The 18,641-nt window shown below is 52.1% G+C and carries 12 protein-coding genes and 1 tRNA gene; 7 read left to right on the top strand and 6 right to left on the bottom strand.

The window, feature by feature from the left end:
- Nucleotides 1-32: 32 nt before the first annotated feature.
- Nucleotides 33-108 (bottom strand) — tRNA-Ala (locus P304_RS0113080).
- Between the two features lie 128 nt (nt 109-236).
- On the opposite strand from P304_RS0113080, the gene queF reads away from it, so the two are divergent.
- A complete protein-coding gene (gene queF / locus P304_RS0113075) occupies nt 237-626 on the top strand; it encodes a preQ(1) synthase (RefSeq protein ID WP_027390898.1) in 390 nt (129 codons plus the stop codon).
- A 25-nt stretch (nt 627-651) separates the two neighbouring features.
- Here queF and P304_RS0113070 read toward each other — a convergent pair whose 3' ends face one another.
- Both P304_RS0113070 and P304_RS0113065 read right to left on the bottom strand, forming a co-directional pair.
- Nucleotides 652-3,249 (bottom strand): BamA/OMP85 family outer membrane protein, encoded by a 2,598-nt coding sequence (locus tag P304_RS0113070; protein WP_027390897.1) that lies wholly within the window; start codon nt 3,247-3,249, stop codon nt 652-654.
- A complete protein-coding gene (locus tag P304_RS0113065; RefSeq protein ID WP_027390896.1) occupies nt 3,249-6,845 on the bottom strand; it encodes a translocation/assembly module TamB domain-containing protein in 3,597 nt (1,198 codons plus the stop codon). Before P304_RS0113065 ends, P304_RS0113070 begins: the two co-directional genes overlap by 1 nt.
- 12 nt (nt 6,846-6,857) lie before the next feature.
- Between P304_RS0113065 and recJ the strand changes: the two genes are divergently transcribed.
- On the top strand, nt 6,858-8,528 hold the full coding sequence (gene recJ, locus P304_RS15725; RefSeq protein ID WP_051321692.1) for a single-stranded-DNA-specific exonuclease RecJ: 1,671 nt from the start codon (nt 6,858-6,860) through the stop codon (nt 8,526-8,528).
- Nucleotides 8,529-8,574: 46 nt separating this feature from the next.
- Here recJ and P304_RS0113055 read toward each other — a convergent pair whose 3' ends face one another.
- From P304_RS0113055 to P304_RS17550, 3 genes are read right to left on the bottom strand one after another with little or no spacing between them, the layout of a single operon-like run.
- The gene (locus tag P304_RS0113055) at nt 8,575-9,093 is read right to left on the bottom strand and encodes a nitroreductase family protein (protein ID WP_027390895.1); all 519 of its coding nucleotides are present in this window, start codon (nt 9,091-9,093) and stop codon (nt 8,575-8,577) included.
- Nucleotides 9,094-9,128: 35 nt separating this feature from the next.
- On the bottom strand, nt 9,129-9,755 hold the full coding sequence (locus P304_RS0113050; RefSeq protein WP_027390894.1) for a hypothetical protein: 627 nt from the start codon (nt 9,753-9,755) through the stop codon (nt 9,129-9,131).
- Entirely contained in the window at nt 9,752-12,085 is a 2,334-nt protein-coding gene (locus tag P304_RS17550; protein ID WP_027390893.1) for a methyl-accepting chemotaxis protein, read from the bottom strand. Before P304_RS17550 ends, P304_RS0113050 begins: the two co-directional genes overlap by 4 nt.
- A gap of 163 nt (nt 12,086-12,248) precedes the next feature.
- Between P304_RS17550 and P304_RS0113040 the strand changes: the two genes are divergently transcribed.
- The 5 genes from P304_RS0113040 (at nt 12,249) to P304_RS0113020 (ending at nt 18,615) form a co-directional block, all read left to right on the top strand.
- Nucleotides 12,249-12,614, top strand: coding sequence for a DMT family protein (locus P304_RS0113040; RefSeq protein WP_027390892.1), 366 nt, complete (start codon nt 12,249-12,251; stop codon nt 12,612-12,614).
- A 170-nt stretch (nt 12,615-12,784) separates the two neighbouring features.
- Entirely contained in the window at nt 12,785-14,521 is a 1,737-nt protein-coding gene (locus P304_RS0113035; protein WP_027390891.1) for a methyl-accepting chemotaxis protein, read from the top strand.
- A 160-nt stretch (nt 14,522-14,681) separates the two neighbouring features.
- Complete coding sequence (locus tag P304_RS0113030) at nt 14,682-15,554, top strand: GNAT family N-acetyltransferase (protein WP_027390890.1); 873 nt, start codon at nt 14,682-14,684, stop codon at nt 15,552-15,554.
- A complete protein-coding gene (locus P304_RS16445; RefSeq protein ID WP_051321691.1) occupies nt 15,551-16,318 on the top strand; it encodes a lysophospholipid acyltransferase family protein in 768 nt (255 codons plus the stop codon). The genes P304_RS0113030 and P304_RS16445 overlap by 4 nt, the downstream gene beginning before the upstream one ends.
- A gap of 8 nt (nt 16,319-16,326) precedes the next feature.
- On the top strand, nt 16,327-18,615 hold the full coding sequence (locus P304_RS0113020) for a glycosyltransferase (RefSeq protein WP_027390889.1): 2,289 nt from the start codon (nt 16,327-16,329) through the stop codon (nt 18,613-18,615).
- Nucleotides 18,616-18,641 lie beyond the last annotated feature (26 nt).

Here is an 18,641-nt window from a genome sequence, read left to right as displayed (position 1 = left end):
GAGATACCAGCGGCTTTTGTAATGATTTAACTTGGTGGAGCTGAGGGGGATCGAACCCCTGACCTCTTGAATGCCATTCAAGCGCGCTCCCAACTGCGCCACAACCCCAACGGGGGATTCTTATAGCGTAGCAGGGTGTTTGCTGTCAATCATTTAATCAATTTCGCGCGAATCGCGATTGCACCAATGCATATTTTGCGTTAGCTTGACGCACTTTTATTACAGTCGGGGGTTGTATGGCGCAGGCAGAAGGCAAAGTACTCAATTTTGTGGATGAATCGCATATTGATGTTCAAGTTCTTGAAACATTTCCCTACGCTGGGCGACGGCAGTTGGTGGAATATACAACAACAGAATTTAGTGCCGTATGTCCGTTCAGTGGTTTGCCGGATGTTGGCACATTAGTGCTGGAATACATTCCAAATGAAAAAATAGTGGAACTCAAAAGTCTCAAATATTATCTGGTTAGTTACCGCAATGTCGGTATTTATCAGGAACACGTGACGAATCGCTTGTTCGACGATATCTGGGCGCTGCTGACTCCGCACTACCTCAAAGTCACCACCATCTACAATACACGTGGCGGGATTGACACGACCTGCACAATCGAAGAGGGTCAACGGTAGCCTACCCTCATTTGATCAGCAAACATCAGAAACTGTACCCCAGTGTTAAATACCATTCGACGCGGTTAGCACTTTCTTTGTGCGTCAGCGGTGTGGCCACGTCAAAGCGTACAGGGCCGACCAGTGTTTTGTAACGGATGCCACTGCCGACGCTCATGTAAGGGGTTTTATCCCCATCTATCAGTTCGCCTTCGTGTACCGTTCCAATGTCGTAGAAGGCGACGACTTCAATGTTGCCAAAAGAGTGGCGGTATTCAGTACTGACAAGTGTATAACTGAGTCCGCCAATGGTAGCGCCGTTCCCGTTGTCTACTCCGACAGAATCAAGTGCATAGCCGCGCACGGAGTTCGCTCCTCCCAGATAAAAGCGCCGTTCCAGTGGCAGTGGAGAGTCGGAGTTGTTTGGACGCAAAATCCCGTATTCCCCATGCAGGGCGACAACACCATTGTCCCACGGTGGAATATACAGGCTGCCACGCAATGTCATGCCGCTGTAGTTAGCATATCGGTTCGCGGTCGAAAGGCCATAGTCAAGCAATACCGAAGCCTCAAGGCCGCGAGTGGGCAGCAGCGGGTTGTCGGTCTTCGTTAGCCTTGCTGTGGCACTGAGAATGTGGTAGTGGCTTTCGGCGTCGTAGTCACGCCCGAAACGCAGGCGCGGATCAACGGCATCATACGTGGTGACTTCATAGTCATAACCGAGTGCTACTGAGATAGCGGTGGTAAGTTGGTGGCGCAGGGCGATTCTGGCACCATATTTTTCGAAGTCGAAGTAGTTTTTTGAAAGCTCTTCGCGAAAGATGCCGTATTCGGTGTCAACCGGCAAGCCGAATGAGTAGCGTTCGTTATATGTGGCAGCAGAGACGACTTGCTTGTTCGATTCGCGATGCGTGGCCAACACTTCTCCACCGCGACCCAAAACGTTTGTGTACCCCAATTTTACTTGTGAGCTAAGTCCGGTGCTTGAGTCGAAACCAAGCGAAAATGCACCATACGCATTTCGTTTATCTTCCGCCTCAACAACGGGTGTCACCTGATCGCCATAGGCAACAGTACTCATCTTACTAAACGAAAATACCCGCTCGCCTTCTACGTTAAAGCGCGCTCGTTCCAGCGCTTCGAGCTGGGCGATGGTTCCCGGAGTTGTGTCGACCAGACGCGCAATATAGCGCGGCGAGGTGCGATGAGCCCCCAGAATCAAAAAGTTATCCAGTCGGTATTGTTTTCCGGGATCGACGGTAATCATCAGGGCAACTTGATTCCCAACATGAGTACGATTCACCTGTGCGGCGGCATCAAGATAGCCAGACGCGCCATATTCGCGCTTTACCACTTGAGCGAGAAGGTCGGGATCGGAAGCAAGCCATTCGTTTTCCTGATAGCGGGCGAAAATAGCTCGCATAATTGTGTCGGCGGCAATTCCAGAGGGATGGGTTTCCTGAAGCTGTATGGCGTATGGTAAAGGCGATAGGGTGCTCAATACTGACCATGTTATGCTACCCGCGTCGTTTTCACCTTTTGTTATGCGCGCATCAATGGCGCGGTTTGCCATTTCTCCTACCAAACGTCCTTCCAAGCGGTTGCGCTGAACGGGTGTCATGCCGCCCTGTTCGTTGCGTCGTTCTGCGGGACGCTTGATCCTAGGTTCCCAGAGATTACTTTGCACCACAACGGGGGTGGCCGTAGCCGGAGTGCCGATGATGTTCAGGCGAAGGTGATCGCCTTCGAGCTGCAACATGACAACGTCGACATGGTATCCCCTGTTTGATTCTAGATAACGACGCAGCTCTTCTTCCATCAGTTGCAATTCAAATTCATCAATCACTAAGCGACGTTCCATGCGCAGCTGTGCCAGCAGCTCTTCTTGAGTGACCCCCTCAGGAATATCGTAGGTCAGGCGGTACTGTTTGCCTGGCTTGAGATTTATGTAGAGGTCAACTCCCTGATCACGTGCGCCTAGGTTCAGGAGTGTTTTGAATGGGGAGGAGATGGAAAATCCGGGCACCGTCGTATGTGTGCGCTGATAACTTACATGGTAGTCGGCCTGAATAAACCCTTGCCTGACCATGTCTTGCCGCCATGCTCCCATCCGTTCACGCAGGGAGGTAAAATCAAGAAACGCACTCGGAATAATCCACGGAAGGTTCGGCTGATCGGTTGGATAAATAACACTCCGCACTACGTACGGTCGCCCTTCTGTAACGCGGACAATAAGATTCGCCGTGTATTCCGCGATTTCCATTTCAATATCGACCTGCACATCAAGGTAGCCATTTTCCCAATACAGATCGCGCACTTGCTGTTGGAGCTGTTCCCAGCCAAGTACATCGCCAATATGACGCGGAATAACCGTTAGGTGGCGCAAAATAACACTGTCAAGAACGGTATAGTTGCCACGGAAAACTACCTGATCGATGGGATATTCCCGTTCGACGTGAATCTGCAACTGGTCGCCCTCTCGCGCGGTGTTGACGACGCGGAAAAAAGCCAGATCATCTAATTGTCGCACCACGGAATCGATCTCTTCGTGCGGTACAGGACGCTCTACAAGCGACTGGAGCAGCGCCCGATCTTCGTCAAAAGTGGTGAGGATGGTGGCGATAACCACTTCAGCAAGCATCATTAATGTCCTATCCGGTATTCTATCTCGACCCCGTACGACCCGCCCAGTCGTTCGCGCCCTTTGATGTGGAGGAAGTCAAAAATTTTATAAATCACTTCTATTTGCTGTTCCCGCTCTGCCCCAATATCTTGTGTCACTTTTATCTCTAAACGGCTTGAAAGCTCTTTACCGATCGAAATATCCGCATGATCGGTCATGAGTCCACTGGTAGAAACAGAGAACAGAGAAGCTCCAGAAAACATGCCGGTCATCGTGTTCAAGCTTTCTACTAAGCGCCCGGCGAGGAGGTAGGACGCGGCTGATGTCGGAGCAAGATCGTCGCCAACGTCGCCGAGTACCAACATCTGTACAATTTTTTCGCGCGGGAGGGAAGGAATACTGCGAAAATTGACAATGGGATTGGTTGGCGTCCCCGCGATGGAGACAAAAATTGTATACCCTTGGCGCGATGTTGTGGCATTGAGTGCGAGGTGGGGCTGAAAGCTCTGGTCAAACGTCATCTGCCCCCGTTTCAGCAAGAATGTGTTGCTATTGTACAGTAAGTCGCCACTCAGCACGTCAATCGTACCGCGCAGTGCAAAATATCCATCGCGCTTCACCCCTTCCAGCGTTGGCTGAATAACAACTTTGCCTTCATTAAGCAGTACTGTGACGGGTGCCGAAGAGCGGAGGGAAATAATGCCTTCAAATGGCAAGTCGTTAATCATCGCGCCAATCTGTGATGGCGCACCACCGGTGCCTGGGGCGACGCTACTGCCGCCACGGGTGGTGCGAGAAGAAAGCTGCCCGCGCCGGATATCGACTTCGCCAGAGAGGTAGGGCAGTTCGCCACTGCGGCTTCGCGCTGAACCGTGCGCGTCGGCCATAATCAGATTTTCCCCTGTTTGGTAGGAAAAGCCAGTGAGGCTCAGATCGGTTTTCCATGAGAGCTCCCCCTCTTCATCGCGCCACACATCACCATTGCCGAGGATCAACCCATTACGCCCCAGCGACGCACGGAGTGTACGGAACGAAAGGCGATCCTCTTGGCGATCAAACTCCAGCGACGTACTGACGTCGGCAAGTTTCAGTTGTGGCTCCCCTTTGGGGATAATATAGGCCTCTGGCGCAAAGCGGACGTATCCTTCGATCACTTCTTCGCCAGCCAGTTCAAGTGCCACCCCCCCTTTGCCCTGTATGAGTCCACCGGTCAGGCCGTCAAAGATTTCCAAATCACTGGTGCCCGCCAGTTGCAGGGAGATGGGCGACACGCCTTTCATAAGCGCATTGACATTCAGATCGCCGTATTGTGATGTTACTCGCCCGTGAACGCGTTGCTCGCCACGCTTGAGGTCAAGTGTGACGGTTGCACCCGGCGCACTGGCACGCACTGGCCAGATCACGTCCAGCTCGGGGAAAGTGACTGTGGCGCGTTCTTCTGTCGCATCGCCTTTGGCATCGAAGACAATTGTTAATCGTTCGGCATTTTCGCGCAAGACACCTTGGGCAAGCTCAAAGGAAACGCGTGGTTTGGTAAAGGTTCCTTTGGCGACTGCATTCACCTGCTGAATGCTCATGCTAAACGCTGGAAGTAATTTTGGATAATATGTTTGTGGCTCAATTTGGCTGCCGGAGAAAGTGAGGTCAAGGCGTTCGCGGGTAAAGTCGATCGAACCTTTGAGTTCATTGTGCGGCTGCCACTGTTCGACGAGAGTGCCACGCAAAACTAACTCCGGCGAAAACGTCAGGTTGCCGTGCAGTTCTGGGATATTCCACTGCGACCCTTGTGTTGGCGCGGAGCGAAACGCAACGGCGACATTCGGGGCGCGGCCATTCCCGCTGATGCGCCCTTCAATCGAATCGATTACGGGGAAATCAAAAGGGGGTAACGTCAGGTTTCCAAACCCTTGTAACCGTTCCGAAGGGAGTGCGGTACCAGAAAAAGGGAAATGAATTTCGACCGAATCGGCATCTGCCACACGCACATAACCACGTGGCATGCTGACGATACCTTCAGCAATTTCTGCCGTGACGGCAAGAATTTTTACCTCGTTCCCATATACCTCAACCTGACCGCTCCCACGATCAATGATGCCATCGAAGACGCGGAGGTCTGTCCCACTTGCGCTTACGTTGACACGCGGATTTTCCGCTTCGCCCGTAATATGCAAAGCAAACGTACCGCTGCCATCGATAAAGTCTATCCAGAATGGCTTGACCAGCGGGGCAATGCGATGAACTGTTCCTTCGGCGTGCAAATCGAAAAAGTTGTTGAGATCGTGAAAATAGAGCGCGCCGCTGGCCGTGGCATTCATGTGTGGCGAGTGCGCGGAGCCGTTTTGAAAAGCAATGTGGTTGCGATCAATGATCATGGACGTTTTTGCGGTGGCACGGAGTGGTGTGGCAAAACTGTTGTACATCAGCGCAACTTCAGCATCGAGCGTCGTTGTCAGGGTTTTCAGGTGGAGCGCCCCTTTTGCTTGGCCGGTGATTTCGCGGAGGTCGATATACTTTATCGTGGGGTAGATATAGTCCTGCAGGCGAGCGTTGTTGAGTGTCGCTTCAAGCGCAATGGTAGGATCGCCAAAACGGTACTGTGCTGCAACACGGATTGCCTCGCTGGTGTCGGTTTGCAAGGTAGCGCGAACGGCGTCTAGGTTACCTTCCACCGTGATTTTCATGGATGGGAGGTGTGCCATGAGCGCGTGCCATTCCGTGCCGTTTATGGTGGCTTGATAGCGCAGGTCGCGATACGAACCAGCGGCGGTCGCTTCAAAAGGGAGTTTCATATCGTGCCAGCGACTCGCAGTGTGCGCCTCGCCAGTCAGTCGCGCTTCAAACGTCTCTAGCCCAATGGTTGCGGTAGGGTGAAGAATAACCATTGGTAATGCTACCCGCCCTTCGCGGAGGAGCACGATTTGCTGACGCAGATCGATGGCTCCCTTCAGGCGCAGAGTATCGCTTAGCTCCACTCCCTGAATGGTTTGCGGTGCAAGGCGGAGATTCCACAGCAGTTGATAGGCGTGGCCGTCAGCGCTGAAATCTAACTGAAGGTCGCGAATCATGCCGGTTTGCGGATGGTCAATCTGCGCTACCCGTATCCGCCCGTTGCCGCCTTGCTCCACGGTACCACTTATCCCACTGATGGTGAGTGCATCAACGTGCACCGCAAGATCAATCACTTCGATGCCACCAAAATAGGTGAAATAACTGCGGTACGTTTCTAAGAGAGCGGGAATGTCCGGCAAGGCAAGCGGCTCAGGTGGAGCCGATAATGTCACTGTCGCATCGGATGAGGTGGTCGGAATCAGCGTGAGCGAACCATGGCGTAGCTTCACGCCGATTCCCTGTAAACGCCAGAGTGAGCGCCAGTAGATGCCGACCGAAACGCGCTCAAAGGCAATGTCAAACCCCGTGCCGCTGACGTGCACATTCTTGGCTGTTATGCCGGAAAGATTCACTTTCGGCGCTTCGTATTGTATGGTTATCCCCGCTTGGTCAGCGAGGTTTGCTACGAGCGATGGCAATTGCCGCATGGCATACCATCCCGCAAAGCTCAGTGCAACGGTAACGAATACCGTGATAGCAAGCACTCCATAAATCCACTTTGCATTCACTTGGGGGATTCCTTGTTAAAAACGATTCAGGGTAATGCATTTGTCTGGAAGTATCAGCAACCAGCGATGATAGAAAATTTCGATAATCTTCTCAAGTTTATACTCGAAAAACGGCAAGAAGAGGGGGAGTTTCTCTTGAACCCCACATTAGCCGACCTGTCTGACCCCATGGAAATGTTGGGGATGGCAGAGGCGGTGGCGTGTACCGCAGAGATACTCCAGCAAAAAGGCAACATCGTTATCTATGGCGACTACGACGTTGATGGCACCGTGGCAACGGCAGTGCTGGTGCGTTTCTTGCGTCAGTGCGGCGCGCAGGTTACTTGGCATATTCCCGACCGCTTTAGCGAAGGGTATGGCTTACATCGTGACTCCATGCTCCATTTAGCGCAGAGTGCGGCACTGATTATTACCGTAGACTGTGGCATAAGTGGCGTTGCCGAAGCTGAAATACTGCGCCAGCACCAGATTCCGCTTATTATCACCGATCACCATCAAGTTCCTGCCGAACTCCCGCACGCGCACGCTATCGTCAATCCGCACCAACCCGGCTGTCGTTCGCGTTTCAAGGAATTAAGCGGTACGGCGGTGGCGCTGAAGTTTGCCATCGCTTTACGCAAACACCTTGGGCGCAAAGATATTTCGCTAGCGCCTTTGTTGCCACTGGTTGCACTGGCAACCGTGGCCGATGTCATGCCGCTGATTGGCGAAAACCGGACGATAGTGCAACACGGTTTGCGCCTGTTTCGGGAAACCCCGTTTGCCGGATTGCGGGCGTTGTGTCACGTTGCCAATGTTGATTTGGCAACCATCCGCAGTGGCGATCTTGGATTTGCCCTCGCCCCACGATTGAATGCTGCTGGGCGGCTAGAACACGCCTCACAAGCACTGGAGCTCCTCTTGTGTGACAATGACGAAGACGCGGCGGTATTGGCGACGCAGCTCAACGCCTTGAACCTAGCACGGCGCGAAATCGAACAACAAACTGTGCAGGAAGCATATGTCCTCATTGAAGAACGCCAGCTTGAGCGCTTCTTACCGCTTGTTGTCGCGCGCACCGATTGGAACGAAGGGGTGATTGGCATTGTGGCGTCACGCCTGAAAAGTCACTTTTACAAACCCGCGCTCGTCTGTGCGATTGGCGAAGACGGAATCGCAAAAGGGAGCTGTCGTTCCGTTGACGGGATCGATATTCGGCAGCACCTTGAAGTGTGTGCCGATATTCTGGAAGGCTTTGGAGGCCATCCCATGGCGGCTGGATTTCGCATTGCGGTGGAGAATATCGACACCCTGCGACAACGGCTGCACCGTCAGATGGAAAAAATTGCGCCAGAAGTGTTTCAGCCAAAACTCGACGTTGCTGGAACCGTTGCACCACCACTGCTAACGTTGCAAAGCCGAGAACAACTTCGTGTGCTGGAACCATTTGGGCGCGGAAACGAAGAACCCGTACTGGTTGCCAACTTTCGGCTGATTGACGTACAGCGCCTTGGACACGACGGCAAACACAGCCGCTTGACACTGGTTGATCCGAGTGGCGGGCGACACCAAGGGATCGCTTTTTCGCAAAACCTGCAACCGATGGTGAATAAAAACGTGTTGCTGGCCTTCCGCCTTGATATCAACACCTGGAATGGGCGGTCGTGGCCGCAACTGGTGGTGGTGGATTATGCGGCTGGATAGGAGCCAGTGCGGCACATGTCGCGCGTTGGGAGTATTGTGCCGCGTATCACTCTGTAAAATGGATTTTTCCGCTCGGTAGGTCACTCACCTTCCAGCCGGGAAGTGTTTCCGCGGGGTAGCCGATACCGATAATCGATGCGACCTGCAATGTGGCCGGAAGGTTGAGCTGTTCCCGTAAAAACGCCTCTGAACTGGTCTGCTGGTCGTGCTGACGCAGGCGGATTTGTACCCACGTGCTGGCAAGTCCAAGTTCTTGAGCGGCGAGCTGGATATAGGTTGCGGCGATGGCGGTATCTTCTATCCACACATCGCTTACGTTTGGGTCGGCACAGACGACAATGGCGAGTGTGGTACCACCAAGAAAGGCCGAACCGTGCATTTTGGAGCGGGCAAGTTTTGTGAGGGTTGTAGGGCTCGTGACGACATAAAATTCCCACGGCTGGCGGCCACGTGACGAGGGCGCACGCAGGGCAGCTTCGGTAATCAATTGGATTTTTTCGGTTTCCACGGGTTGTGCGGTGAATTTGCGGATACTGCGTCTGGCGCGGATGCAATCAAAGAACATAAGCTCTCTCCTTATCGTGTCGGGTCGGATACGTGTCAGCCGTTATTATGCCGCAATAGGAGCGCAAGGCGCAACGATTCATCGTCCCATGCGGCTGGGTGCACCAGCATTTCTGGCACAGGTGCGAATGGAGCGGCCACGGGCGTATCAAAGCCGCTCACGGTTTGTAATGTCTGCCAAATTTCCCCTGTTCCCGCAAGGTAGAGTTCGAAACGTTTTTGCGATGCCAGCACGGCAAGGGCGTGCACGGGTGCCGTTTCGTAAAGGGTAAGCGCGACGGCACCGTGTATGAGTGTGAGGGTTCCATTTTTTTGCGGCATTATGGTGGGTTGGATGCCATACGCCGTTTTGGCAATGGCTTCGGCGCTGTTGCCGAAGCTGGCATGGGTTCCGGTAACCTCAACCGTGAATTTGAGCAACAGCACCTGATCGTTCGGCGTGCGAAAGCAGGTCATGGTTTCGGTAACGTCGGGGGCGTGCTGATGCGTGCGGCTCGAAAGGTACCCGGTGCATATCGTCGTATGTTCGCTGTTACGAGGGCGCAGCACAACGTGTGTTGCTTCGCCCTCGCCTTCAATTTCGGTGCGCAGGTAGTCGAGATATTGATCATCACGGAACGATGCTTTTACTCGCTGCCAGACTTTGTTGAAGAATACGTTCATTTACGTAGTTGCAATCCTTGGACGCGTGCTGCTGGCGGGAGGGCTGCTTTGACTCCGTTATTTCCGCTGGAATACTTGACAATCAGATGGTCAAGTCGTTCAATAAACTGATGAACAACCCGTTCAAACGCTTCACGTTTACTGTCTAATTCCTTTTCGGTGCCACCAATAGCGTGAAGGAGGCTCAGTGCCTGTTCATGGACTTGCTTGTGCGGTTGCGCCAAGGCCATGTAGTCGGGATCGTTGCGGAATTCGTCCATCAGATGGCTGGCGCAAATTTTCCCGAAGCCGCAGTTGTTGTGGTCGGGAATCTGCGTGTCGCGATTGCCTTGGTTCACACGTGCGAGAATGTTATGCAACAGCAGCACATGGGCGATTTTCCCTTTGATAAATGGGGTCGAGCGATTATTGGTTTTTAATGACCCAAAGGCGTCGCCCATTTCGCGCAGGTTTCCGACGATCACGTCGGCGTTGTCGGAAAGGAGCACAACTTGATTGCTGAGGCTCTTGAAGCGTTCTGCCATGTTGTCGATATTGTCGGCTATTTGTTCAGTGGTCACTGATTGCTCTTCCATGGCTGCATTTACGCTCAGGAACATTTCGCCCATGGAGTCGATAGCTGAAGAAATTTCATGGAAGCTTTGCTGGGCTTCGCGCGAAACATCGGCTTGTGCGGCGGTGAGTTCGCTGGCTTGATGGGCTTTAACGCTGGCTGCTTCGACTTTCGTAACGATCATGCGGATAGCGGATTCAATTTCTTTCGTTGAGCGCTGCGTGTTTTCAGCCAGCTTGCGCACTTCGTCGGCGACGACAGCAAAACCACGTCCAGCTTCGCCAGCGCGGGCAGCTTCGATAGCGGCGTTGAGTGCGAGCAGGTTCGTTTGTTCGGAAATGTCATTGATCACGCCAACCACGGCGCCAATCTGTTTCGCGCTTTGCTGCAGTTCGCGGATTTCGTCAGCCAGTGCGTCAATTTCCTGACCAAGCTGACGGATGCTATTCGTGCTGGCTTCCAGTTGTTTTGCGCCTGAACCCGCCATGGTAACAGTTCTTTCCGCTGCGTCAGTGGCATCGGCGATATTGCGCGATATTTCGTTGATAGTTGCGCTCATTTCGTGAGCAGAGGCGGACAGTTCGCTGGCGTTATCTGCGCTGCGTGTCGCGTCGGAACGGACGCGCCCCATGACTTCCAGTACACCGGCAATGGCGCCAGCACTATTGCCGATCATCCGATATGTTCCACTGATCATCTGCTCGGTTTTATCAATAAAGCGGTTGAAGTAGTGGCTTAACCGGTGGAGTTCATCGCGTCCGGCATCATCAGGGAGACGGACAGTCAGATCGCCTTCGCCCTGTGCAAGATCTTTGGTCACCGTATGCACGCGGCGCAGCGACGTGATAATGGATGTCGCAATCAGATAAGACGCGAGAACAGCAAAGAGCAGAAGCAGAACGCCTATGACGATAAGAGCGGTACGCAAGCTGGCAATTTGTGCGGCTACTTCAGCGCGGCTGGTGACGATCTCCAGCACGCCAACGGTGCTACCAGAAAAATCTTGTAGCGGATAGGCGCTGATATCAACCGGCTCGTTTTTGAGCATCCCGGTCAATGTTGCTTGGCCGCCACTCACGACGTGCCGCATTTCTTGATCGCTCAAAAAAGCCCCTTGGTCGCGAAAAGTTGAGGCGTGTGCGACAAATTTCCCTTCCCGTTGCGTATACAGTGCCACATCGACGCCAAAAGAACGTTTAAGATCTTGAACAAATTTTTCCCCGAAATCAAAACCGAACTCTAGCGAGCCAACATGTTTCCCTTCGTGGAAAACCGGAACAACGCCACGCAGTCCAAGATCGGCTACGCCGGCTTCCAGCCCTGCCGCCGCTGCGCGATTCTTGTTAGCGGCGACGACGGTATGGCGAAAAGAGGAAAGATCATCGCCATGCTTTTGCGGCATATGCAAGCGGAGCATGGCTTTGGCATCAATCGTGTGAAATTGAAACTGGCGTAGCCCATAGGTTGTTTTGAATTTTTCAAACACTGGGCCAAGAGCAGCCTGAAGTCCCTGACGGTCATTTTCTTCAGCCATCCGGCTGAAGTCAGGAATGTTCGCAATAGCGTCGCTTAGCATAACGGAGAGTCTACCTTGTTCCGCAATTTGGGCGAGGACAATTTTGTAGGTCATCTCAGCATTGCGGGTGTTGTTGGTTTGAATCATGTTGTCAAAAGCAGTCGTAACACTTAACGCCATAACCAGTAGCGTTATGGCTAAGATCCCACCAAATCCTAAATACAGTCGTGTGGAGATGAGAAATGAACGGAGAAAACGCATATACCCTCCTCAAAATAGAATCATTCTTAAAATTTCCGTGGCGAATTTAGCAGATGCGCAAGTGACCCGCAATCATAACTCGCTTGTTACTATAATTCCCATTGACAACCAACACCGTTCGCGACTAGATGGAGCAAGTTTTACTCACCCTATGGAGTACTATATGTTCGCTAAATTGCTTGGATTACCGGTTATTGTGCAGACGACTTTTCTGTTGATGCTCTCCAATATTTTTATGACCTTTGCGTGGTATGCCCACCTGAAAAATCTGGCGGGACACAAATGGTATTGGGCAGCGCTCATCAGTTGGGGAATTGCGCTCTTTGAATATCTGCTGCAAGTTCCGGCAAACCGAATTGGGGCGACCGAATATTCGATTGCCAATTTGAAGATTTTACAGGAAGTGATCACCCTTGCGGTGTTTGTGCCGTTTGCCGTTTTTTATATGCACCAACCATTAAAGCTTGATTATCTCTGGGCGGGATTATGCCTTGTTGCGGCGGTCTATTTTATGTTTCGCACGGGATAAGTGAGAGGATGGTGTTCGCAAGAGATCATCGGGTGGCACAATTTCCACCAATTTTTCCGGCAATAAAACAATCACCTGAAATGTTATTTTCGCACTGAGGGCGGCCAAGAACAATGGCACTCTGATTGCAAAATTCCTGTGTCCAATTTTTTCGTAAAGGATTAAAAAGCATGGGAATGAAAGTAAAACTTGCGGCGCTGGTCGCACTGATGTTGATGGTGGCTATTGGAACCCTGGGAATAGTTGGCCAGAAGCAAATTGATGATTATTCGGTGGAAGAAAATATCGATAAAGCTCGTAAAATGGCGCACCAGCTTCTGACGATGCGTAATTATATGGCGCAAATTGCCCCAAAAGTTACCTTTAGTGACACTTCTGTGAATCAATGGGCGGCAACTCCAGCCTATTCAGGCGCTCAGGTGGCCAAAAAACTCAGCGAAAGCGGCGAGATGTACATCAAACAAACCGCTTTGCGCTACCGCAATCCGCTGAATGTCCCAAACGAAAATGAGCTGCGCATTATGCAGCTTATCGAAGATAAAAAACTTACCGAACATTGGGAGCATGGGATTCATGAAGGGAAAGAAGCGATTCTCTACGCTTTGCCACTCAAAGTTGCCAAAGCGTGTCTGACATGTCATGGCGAACCGCATCGCGAAGTCCCAACGCCACTCTACAACCGTCTGGTGGCGGACTATGGCGAAGTTGCCTTTAACTTTAAAGAAGGCGACTACCGCGGGATTATTTCGGTTGCCGTGCCACTCGATATTGCGCAGAAATCGGTTGCGGGTCTGCATTCCTCACTTATGCTCACTGCGGTTATTGTGGTTGTTCTGTTTTTGATTTTTCTCGTACTCCTGCTGCACCTCTTCTTTGAGCGTGGCCTTATTCAGCCGATTGCTACGTATGCCCGCCTGTTAGGGAAATCGGAAAATGATTTAACCATCGAGCTTCCTTCCGCAAGCAACCGTGAAATCCAGACGATTGCCAGCGCTATCAACTTGTTCATTCACAACTTACGCACGCTGCTCGCCAATATTAAAGAACACTTTACCACTGTTGCCAACCGCAACCGTGAAATTGCGAATATGGCGGCAGATTTTTCGACCAGCTTTGATGCTCAGAGCGAACAGTTGCGCCACAGTGCCGACCAGACGCAGATGATTGGCAACGCCTCAAGCGAGGTGCTGGCGGCTATCCGTACCATTTCGGAAGGAACCGAAAAAAGTTGCCATATGACTCGTGCGGGCAAAGAAACACTCAGTGGTGCTGTGCGTTCCATGGTGCAGATTGAGTCGGAAGCCACGGAACTGCACGGGACGGTGAGCAACCTTTCCCGTTCATCGTCAGAGATTACGGCGATCCTTGGTTCGATCAATGATATTGCCGATCAAACCAATCTGCTGGCGCTCAACGCGGCTATCGAAGCGGCGCGCGCTGGGGAGTCCGGCAGAGGATTCGCCGTGGTAGCTGATGAGGTGCGTAAGCTCGCGGAGCGTACCCAAGGGGCCATTTCACAAATTGAATCTATCCTCGGTACGCTGCAACAGGAAACTGGCATTGCGAGCCGGAACATGGATGCGGCGCGTACCAATGTACATGATGGTGTCGAGCGGATTCGTCAGGTTGATCACCTCTTTGGTGAGATTTTGCAACAAATTGAGTCAATGGCTACCGCAAATTTGCAAGCCCAAAAGCTGATTGAAAATCAGGCGAGTGCGATTTCGACCGTTGCGGAAACGATTGCGACCATTACCAGTGGTGTCGAAGAGAGTGCGGAAATTATCCATGACCTTGTCGTTCATACCAACGCGGTTGAACAACAAGCGCAAGAGACTATGGCCTTGGTCGATGAGTTTCGCACGGAGCCATCATCCTTGCGCTTGCCGCAAGGGCGTTCGCGCTGAATGGAAAGGCATTTTTACTGATTGAGATGTTCTGAGCGGGGCGGGTAACCGCCCCATTTTTGTCTTCAATCACAAAAACTACACTCTTCTGACGTCAACTTAACATTTTTTTCACCAGACGTACCTATGCTCCAGCAGACAAATCCTCAAAGGAGACGCTATGCTGGCTCAAAAGGTATTAGATTCCCCCCGTCTTGCTCCGCTTTGCCGTGTTACGCGCACCGACAAATTTTTGGGAACGCTCCTCCACGCGAAAATCCGGCGGTTTATGGCGCACGTCCCTTTCTCTTTTGAAACCAGCAAATATTCAGTCAAAACAGCGGATAGTGGTGAAGAGTTAGAACGGGTGCTCCGCCTGCGTTATGATGTGTTTTACACCGAAGTGCAAAAAAGACAAAAAGCACTCCCGCTCGATATGGATCGTTTTGATACACAATGCGATCATTTGATGATTATTGACAAGCGCACGCACGAGTTGGCGGGAACGTATCGGATGAATGCTTCGCTCTTTAATTCCACATTTTATTCAAGTTCAGAGTTCGATATTCGTCCGATATTAGCGCTTCCTGGTAAGAAGTTAGAACTCGGTCGCGCCTGTGTCAGCCTGCAGCATCGCAACTCTTCTACGATAGCGTTGTTGTGGAAAGGGATTAACGAATACCTGAAACTGACCGAATCGCGTTATTTGTTTGGCTGCTCTAGTGTGCAAACAACCGCCGTTGATGACGCGGCGGCTTTGTATCTGCATCTTCTGGCCAAATACGGTTCAGAGAAGTCGTTGCGCACCAAAACACGCCGTGCCTACCGCATCAGTGGACTCGAAGGGTACGCCGATTTTGTCGAAGTGTTGCAGCCAGATTTTCCCCGTAGTGCCGAAAAAATCCTGCCACCACTCCTGAAGTTTTACCTGAAAGCCGGCGCGGTCGTGTGCGGCGGACCCGCGCTCGATCTTGATTTTGGCTGTGTCGACTTTTTAACCTTGCTCGATATGCAAGCGATCGACGAAAAGGTAAGCCAGAAATTTTCCAAATGAAGCATGTGTGGAAACAAGGTGTCGTGGCGCTGGCGATTGTAGGCTATGGCATCGCCGCCACGCTGGTTGGCATACTCCCTTTGGCACATCACAAACGGCAGTGGATGCAGGCACACCTGACCCATCACATCTGCCGCTTTGGGGTGTGGCTGCTGCATATCCGCATTCGTGGCGGACGGCTGGCGCGTACCCTGCGGGGCGAGCTGATTGTGGCGAACCACCTTTCGTATATTGACATCATCGTTATTGCGTCGCAGGTTCCAACGCTCTTTGTTACATCGCGCGAGGTTGAGCGTTCACCATTTATCGGCTGGATGGCCAAATGTGGTGGATCAGTGTTTGTCGATCGTCGCCGCAACACCAAACTCCACGAAGAACAATCACAGCTCGCGGCACTTTTGTCACAGGGCTACAACATCTGTCTGTTTCCCGAGGCGACCAGTTCGGACGGCTCAACCGTGCTCCCTTTTAAAGGGGCGTTGATTCAAGTGGCGCTTCAGGCTGGTATTGCCGTGTTGCCAGTCGTCTTGGCGTATACCGTCATCAATGAGGCAAGCGCTGACCGTGAAACGCTCGATAGCGTGTGCTATTACGGCGATATGACGTTTGGCGCACATTTGCAACGATTTTTACGCCTCCAATCGGTGGAGTGCACCCAACATATTCTGGAGCATGCGCCACCGTGCGGGACGCGCAAAGAATTTGCGGCGATGCTCTATCAAACTATTCGCGGTCAATACCACACCCTGACAACCGCGGAGTAAGGAACCGTATGCAAGGAACCATCGACCTGCACCTCCATTCGTCGGCCTCCCAGAGTTCGGCGGGATTTTTTTCTGGCAAACTGGGTATGCAAGAGAGTTATCAAGCGCCGCTGACACTCTACCACCGCCTCAAAGCGCGTGGCATGAGTTTGGTGACGCTGACCGATCACAATGCGATTGCCGGATGTCTGGAAATTGGACACTTGCCAGATGTCTTTGTGAGCGAAGAGATTACCGTCGCTTTCCCCGAAGATAATTGCCAGTTGCATGTCATTGCCCTCAACATCACCGAAGCGCATCACCGTGAAATTCAACCACTTCGGAAAAATATCTACGAATTGGTTGATTATCTGCAATATCAGCAGATCGAGCATATTCTGGCGCACCCGCTGTATGATATGAATGGAACGCTTGATCGTACGCATATCGAACGCTGTCTGCTACTGTTTGACAACTGGGAAATTCTGAACGGAACCCGCTCGCGCCTTTCCCGCAATTTAACGCTTCAGATTGTGCAGCGTACTACCGCCACCGACTTGGAGCGATACGCCAATCAGTACGGGTTTAATAAACGGCAGCGGGCAACGATTGCGATGACGGGCGGTTCGGATGATCATGGTGGCATCGATGTTGGGCAAACATTTACCCGTTTTGCTGGGGAAAGTTGCGATGATTTGTTGCAATCGCTCCGTTTAGCAACAACCGAACCCGCTGGTCAGCCTGGATCGGCGGAGCGCCTTAGTCACATGGTGATGGGGATTACCTACCAGTGGATGCAAGAGCGGGGTGCCGCCTATCCTTTGCTGGATGCTTTGTTTGGACAGGAGCAACGCCTTTCATGGCCGCAGCGGATTTTTGGAGGCGCACGCCTTGGAAAATTTATTCAACAGGTATGTGGGCGCGATTACGATTTAGCGAATGAACGCCATCAACTGATTCACTCATTTACCACGCAATTTTTCCCGTATTTAATCGGCGAACTGCGCCACCAAAAAAATGGCGATATGGAACAACTCGCAATGATCCTTGGGAAAATTGTCCTCAGTGCCGTCCCAACCGCTTTTTACCTCTCTACCTACTGGCAGCGGGCGATTGAAAAGCGGCGTTCGCGTCAAATATTTCAGGCGCTGACGGGTGGGGCGAAGCACCGCGAAGGCAAGGTTGCGTATTTCACCGATACTATTGATGATATTAACGGCGTTGCCCTTACCAGCCGCAAGCTGCTCGCGCTATGTCAACGCCATAAGTACAATATGACTTTCTTGACCTGCGGCACCACTTTGCTGCCAGAAACCCCGCACCGTTATCAATTTGCGGCGCTTTTTTCGTTTCCGCTCCCAGAATATCCCGAACTGACTCTCAACATCCCCCACTTTCTTGATCTCCTTGAATATGTTGACCAGGAAAATTTTGACGTGATTTATGCGGCAACTCCGGGCATTCTTGGCCTCTACGCCTTTGCCATCGCGTCGATTCTGAAAATCCCGTATGTCACCACCTTTCACACGGATTTTCCCGCCTATATTGGCCGCTATACAGGTGACCACCTGTGCGAACGGCTGCTTTGGAGCGCGTATGCCGTGCTTTGCAATCAAGCCGATCGCGTGCTCGCCCCTTCGGACACCTATGCCAAAGTGCTCCGTTCCAATGGGGTAAAACGGAAACGAATTCATGTTTTTCGACGTGGGGTGAATACCGAACTTTTTCACCCAGACAAACGGCAGAAAGATTTCTGGCAGCAGTTTGACGCTACCTATCAGGGCGAGCCCGTCATTCTCTATGTCGGCAGGGTGGCGCGGGAAAAAAATCTCGAAGTATGGTTGCAAACCCATGAGCTGTGGCAGCAAACGCAGCGCACGGCGAAGTTCGTTATCATTGGTGATGGGCCGCTGCTGAAGGAAATCAAGCAACGCTATCCCGCCGTTATCACGCCCGGCTATTTGCGGGGGGAAATGCTCGCGGCGGCGTATGCTTCGGCACAGGTATTTTTCTTTCCCAGCACTACGGAAACCTTTGGCAATGTGATCTTAGAAGCGCAAGCTTCTGGTTTGCCGGTCGTCGTTGCCGCCGAAGGCGCCTGTCAGGAGAACATGATGCATGGCGTGACCGGTACGGTGATCCGCGACCAAAATCCATTCTCTTATCGCAACGCGCTCCAAAACATTCTGAACCAGCCGGATGTCGCGCGCTCAATGGCACTTCAGGGGCGGAGTTTCGCCTGCTCGCGCAACGAAGAAAAGCTTTTAAAGGAAATGATTACGCTGTTCTCGCTCGGCAGGATAGCGACGCAAGAGTAGGTATGTCGCTCCCAAACGCCGATACG

The sequence above is a fragment of the Chrysiogenes arsenatis DSM 11915 genome (assembly GCF_000469585.1).
GTDB classification, from domain to species: domain Bacteria; phylum Chrysiogenota; class Chrysiogenetes; order Chrysiogenales; family Chrysiogenaceae; genus Chrysiogenes; species Chrysiogenes arsenatis.
This window is presented reverse-complemented; position numbering and strand designations above follow the sequence as displayed.

Excerpts from the sequence above, each read along its gene's own strand:
- P304_RS0113040 (WP_027390892.1), top strand. The coding sequence starts at position 12,249 with ATGTTCGCTAAATTGCTTGGATTACCGGTTATTGTGCAGACGACTTTT.
- P304_RS0113050 (WP_027390894.1), bottom strand. The coding sequence starts at position 9,755 with ATGAACGTATTCTTCAACAAAGTCTGGCAGCGAGTAAAAGCATCGTTC.
- P304_RS17550 (WP_027390893.1), bottom strand. The coding sequence starts at position 12,085 with ATGCGTTTTCTCCGTTCATTTCTCATCTCCACACGACTGTATTTAGGA.
- P304_RS0113055 (WP_027390895.1), bottom strand. The coding sequence starts at position 9,093 with ATGTTCTTTGATTGCATCCGCGCCAGACGCAGTATCCGCAAATTCACC.
- P304_RS16445 (WP_051321691.1), top strand. The coding sequence starts at position 15,551 with ATGAAGCATGTGTGGAAACAAGGTGTCGTGGCGCTGGCGATTGTAGGC.
- P304_RS0113030 (WP_027390890.1), top strand. The coding sequence starts at position 14,682 with ATGCTGGCTCAAAAGGTATTAGATTCCCCCCGTCTTGCTCCGCTTTGC.
- P304_RS0113070 (WP_027390897.1), bottom strand. The coding sequence starts at position 3,249 with ATGATGCTTGCTGAAGTGGTTATCGCCACCATCCTCACCACTTTTGAC.
- P304_RS0113020 (WP_027390889.1), top strand. The coding sequence starts at position 16,327 with ATGCAAGGAACCATCGACCTGCACCTCCATTCGTCGGCCTCCCAGAGT.
- P304_RS0113035 (WP_027390891.1), top strand. The coding sequence starts at position 12,785 with ATGGGAATGAAAGTAAAACTTGCGGCGCTGGTCGCACTGATGTTGATG.
- queF (WP_027390898.1), top strand. The coding sequence starts at position 237 with ATGGCGCAGGCAGAAGGCAAAGTACTCAATTTTGTGGATGAATCGCAT.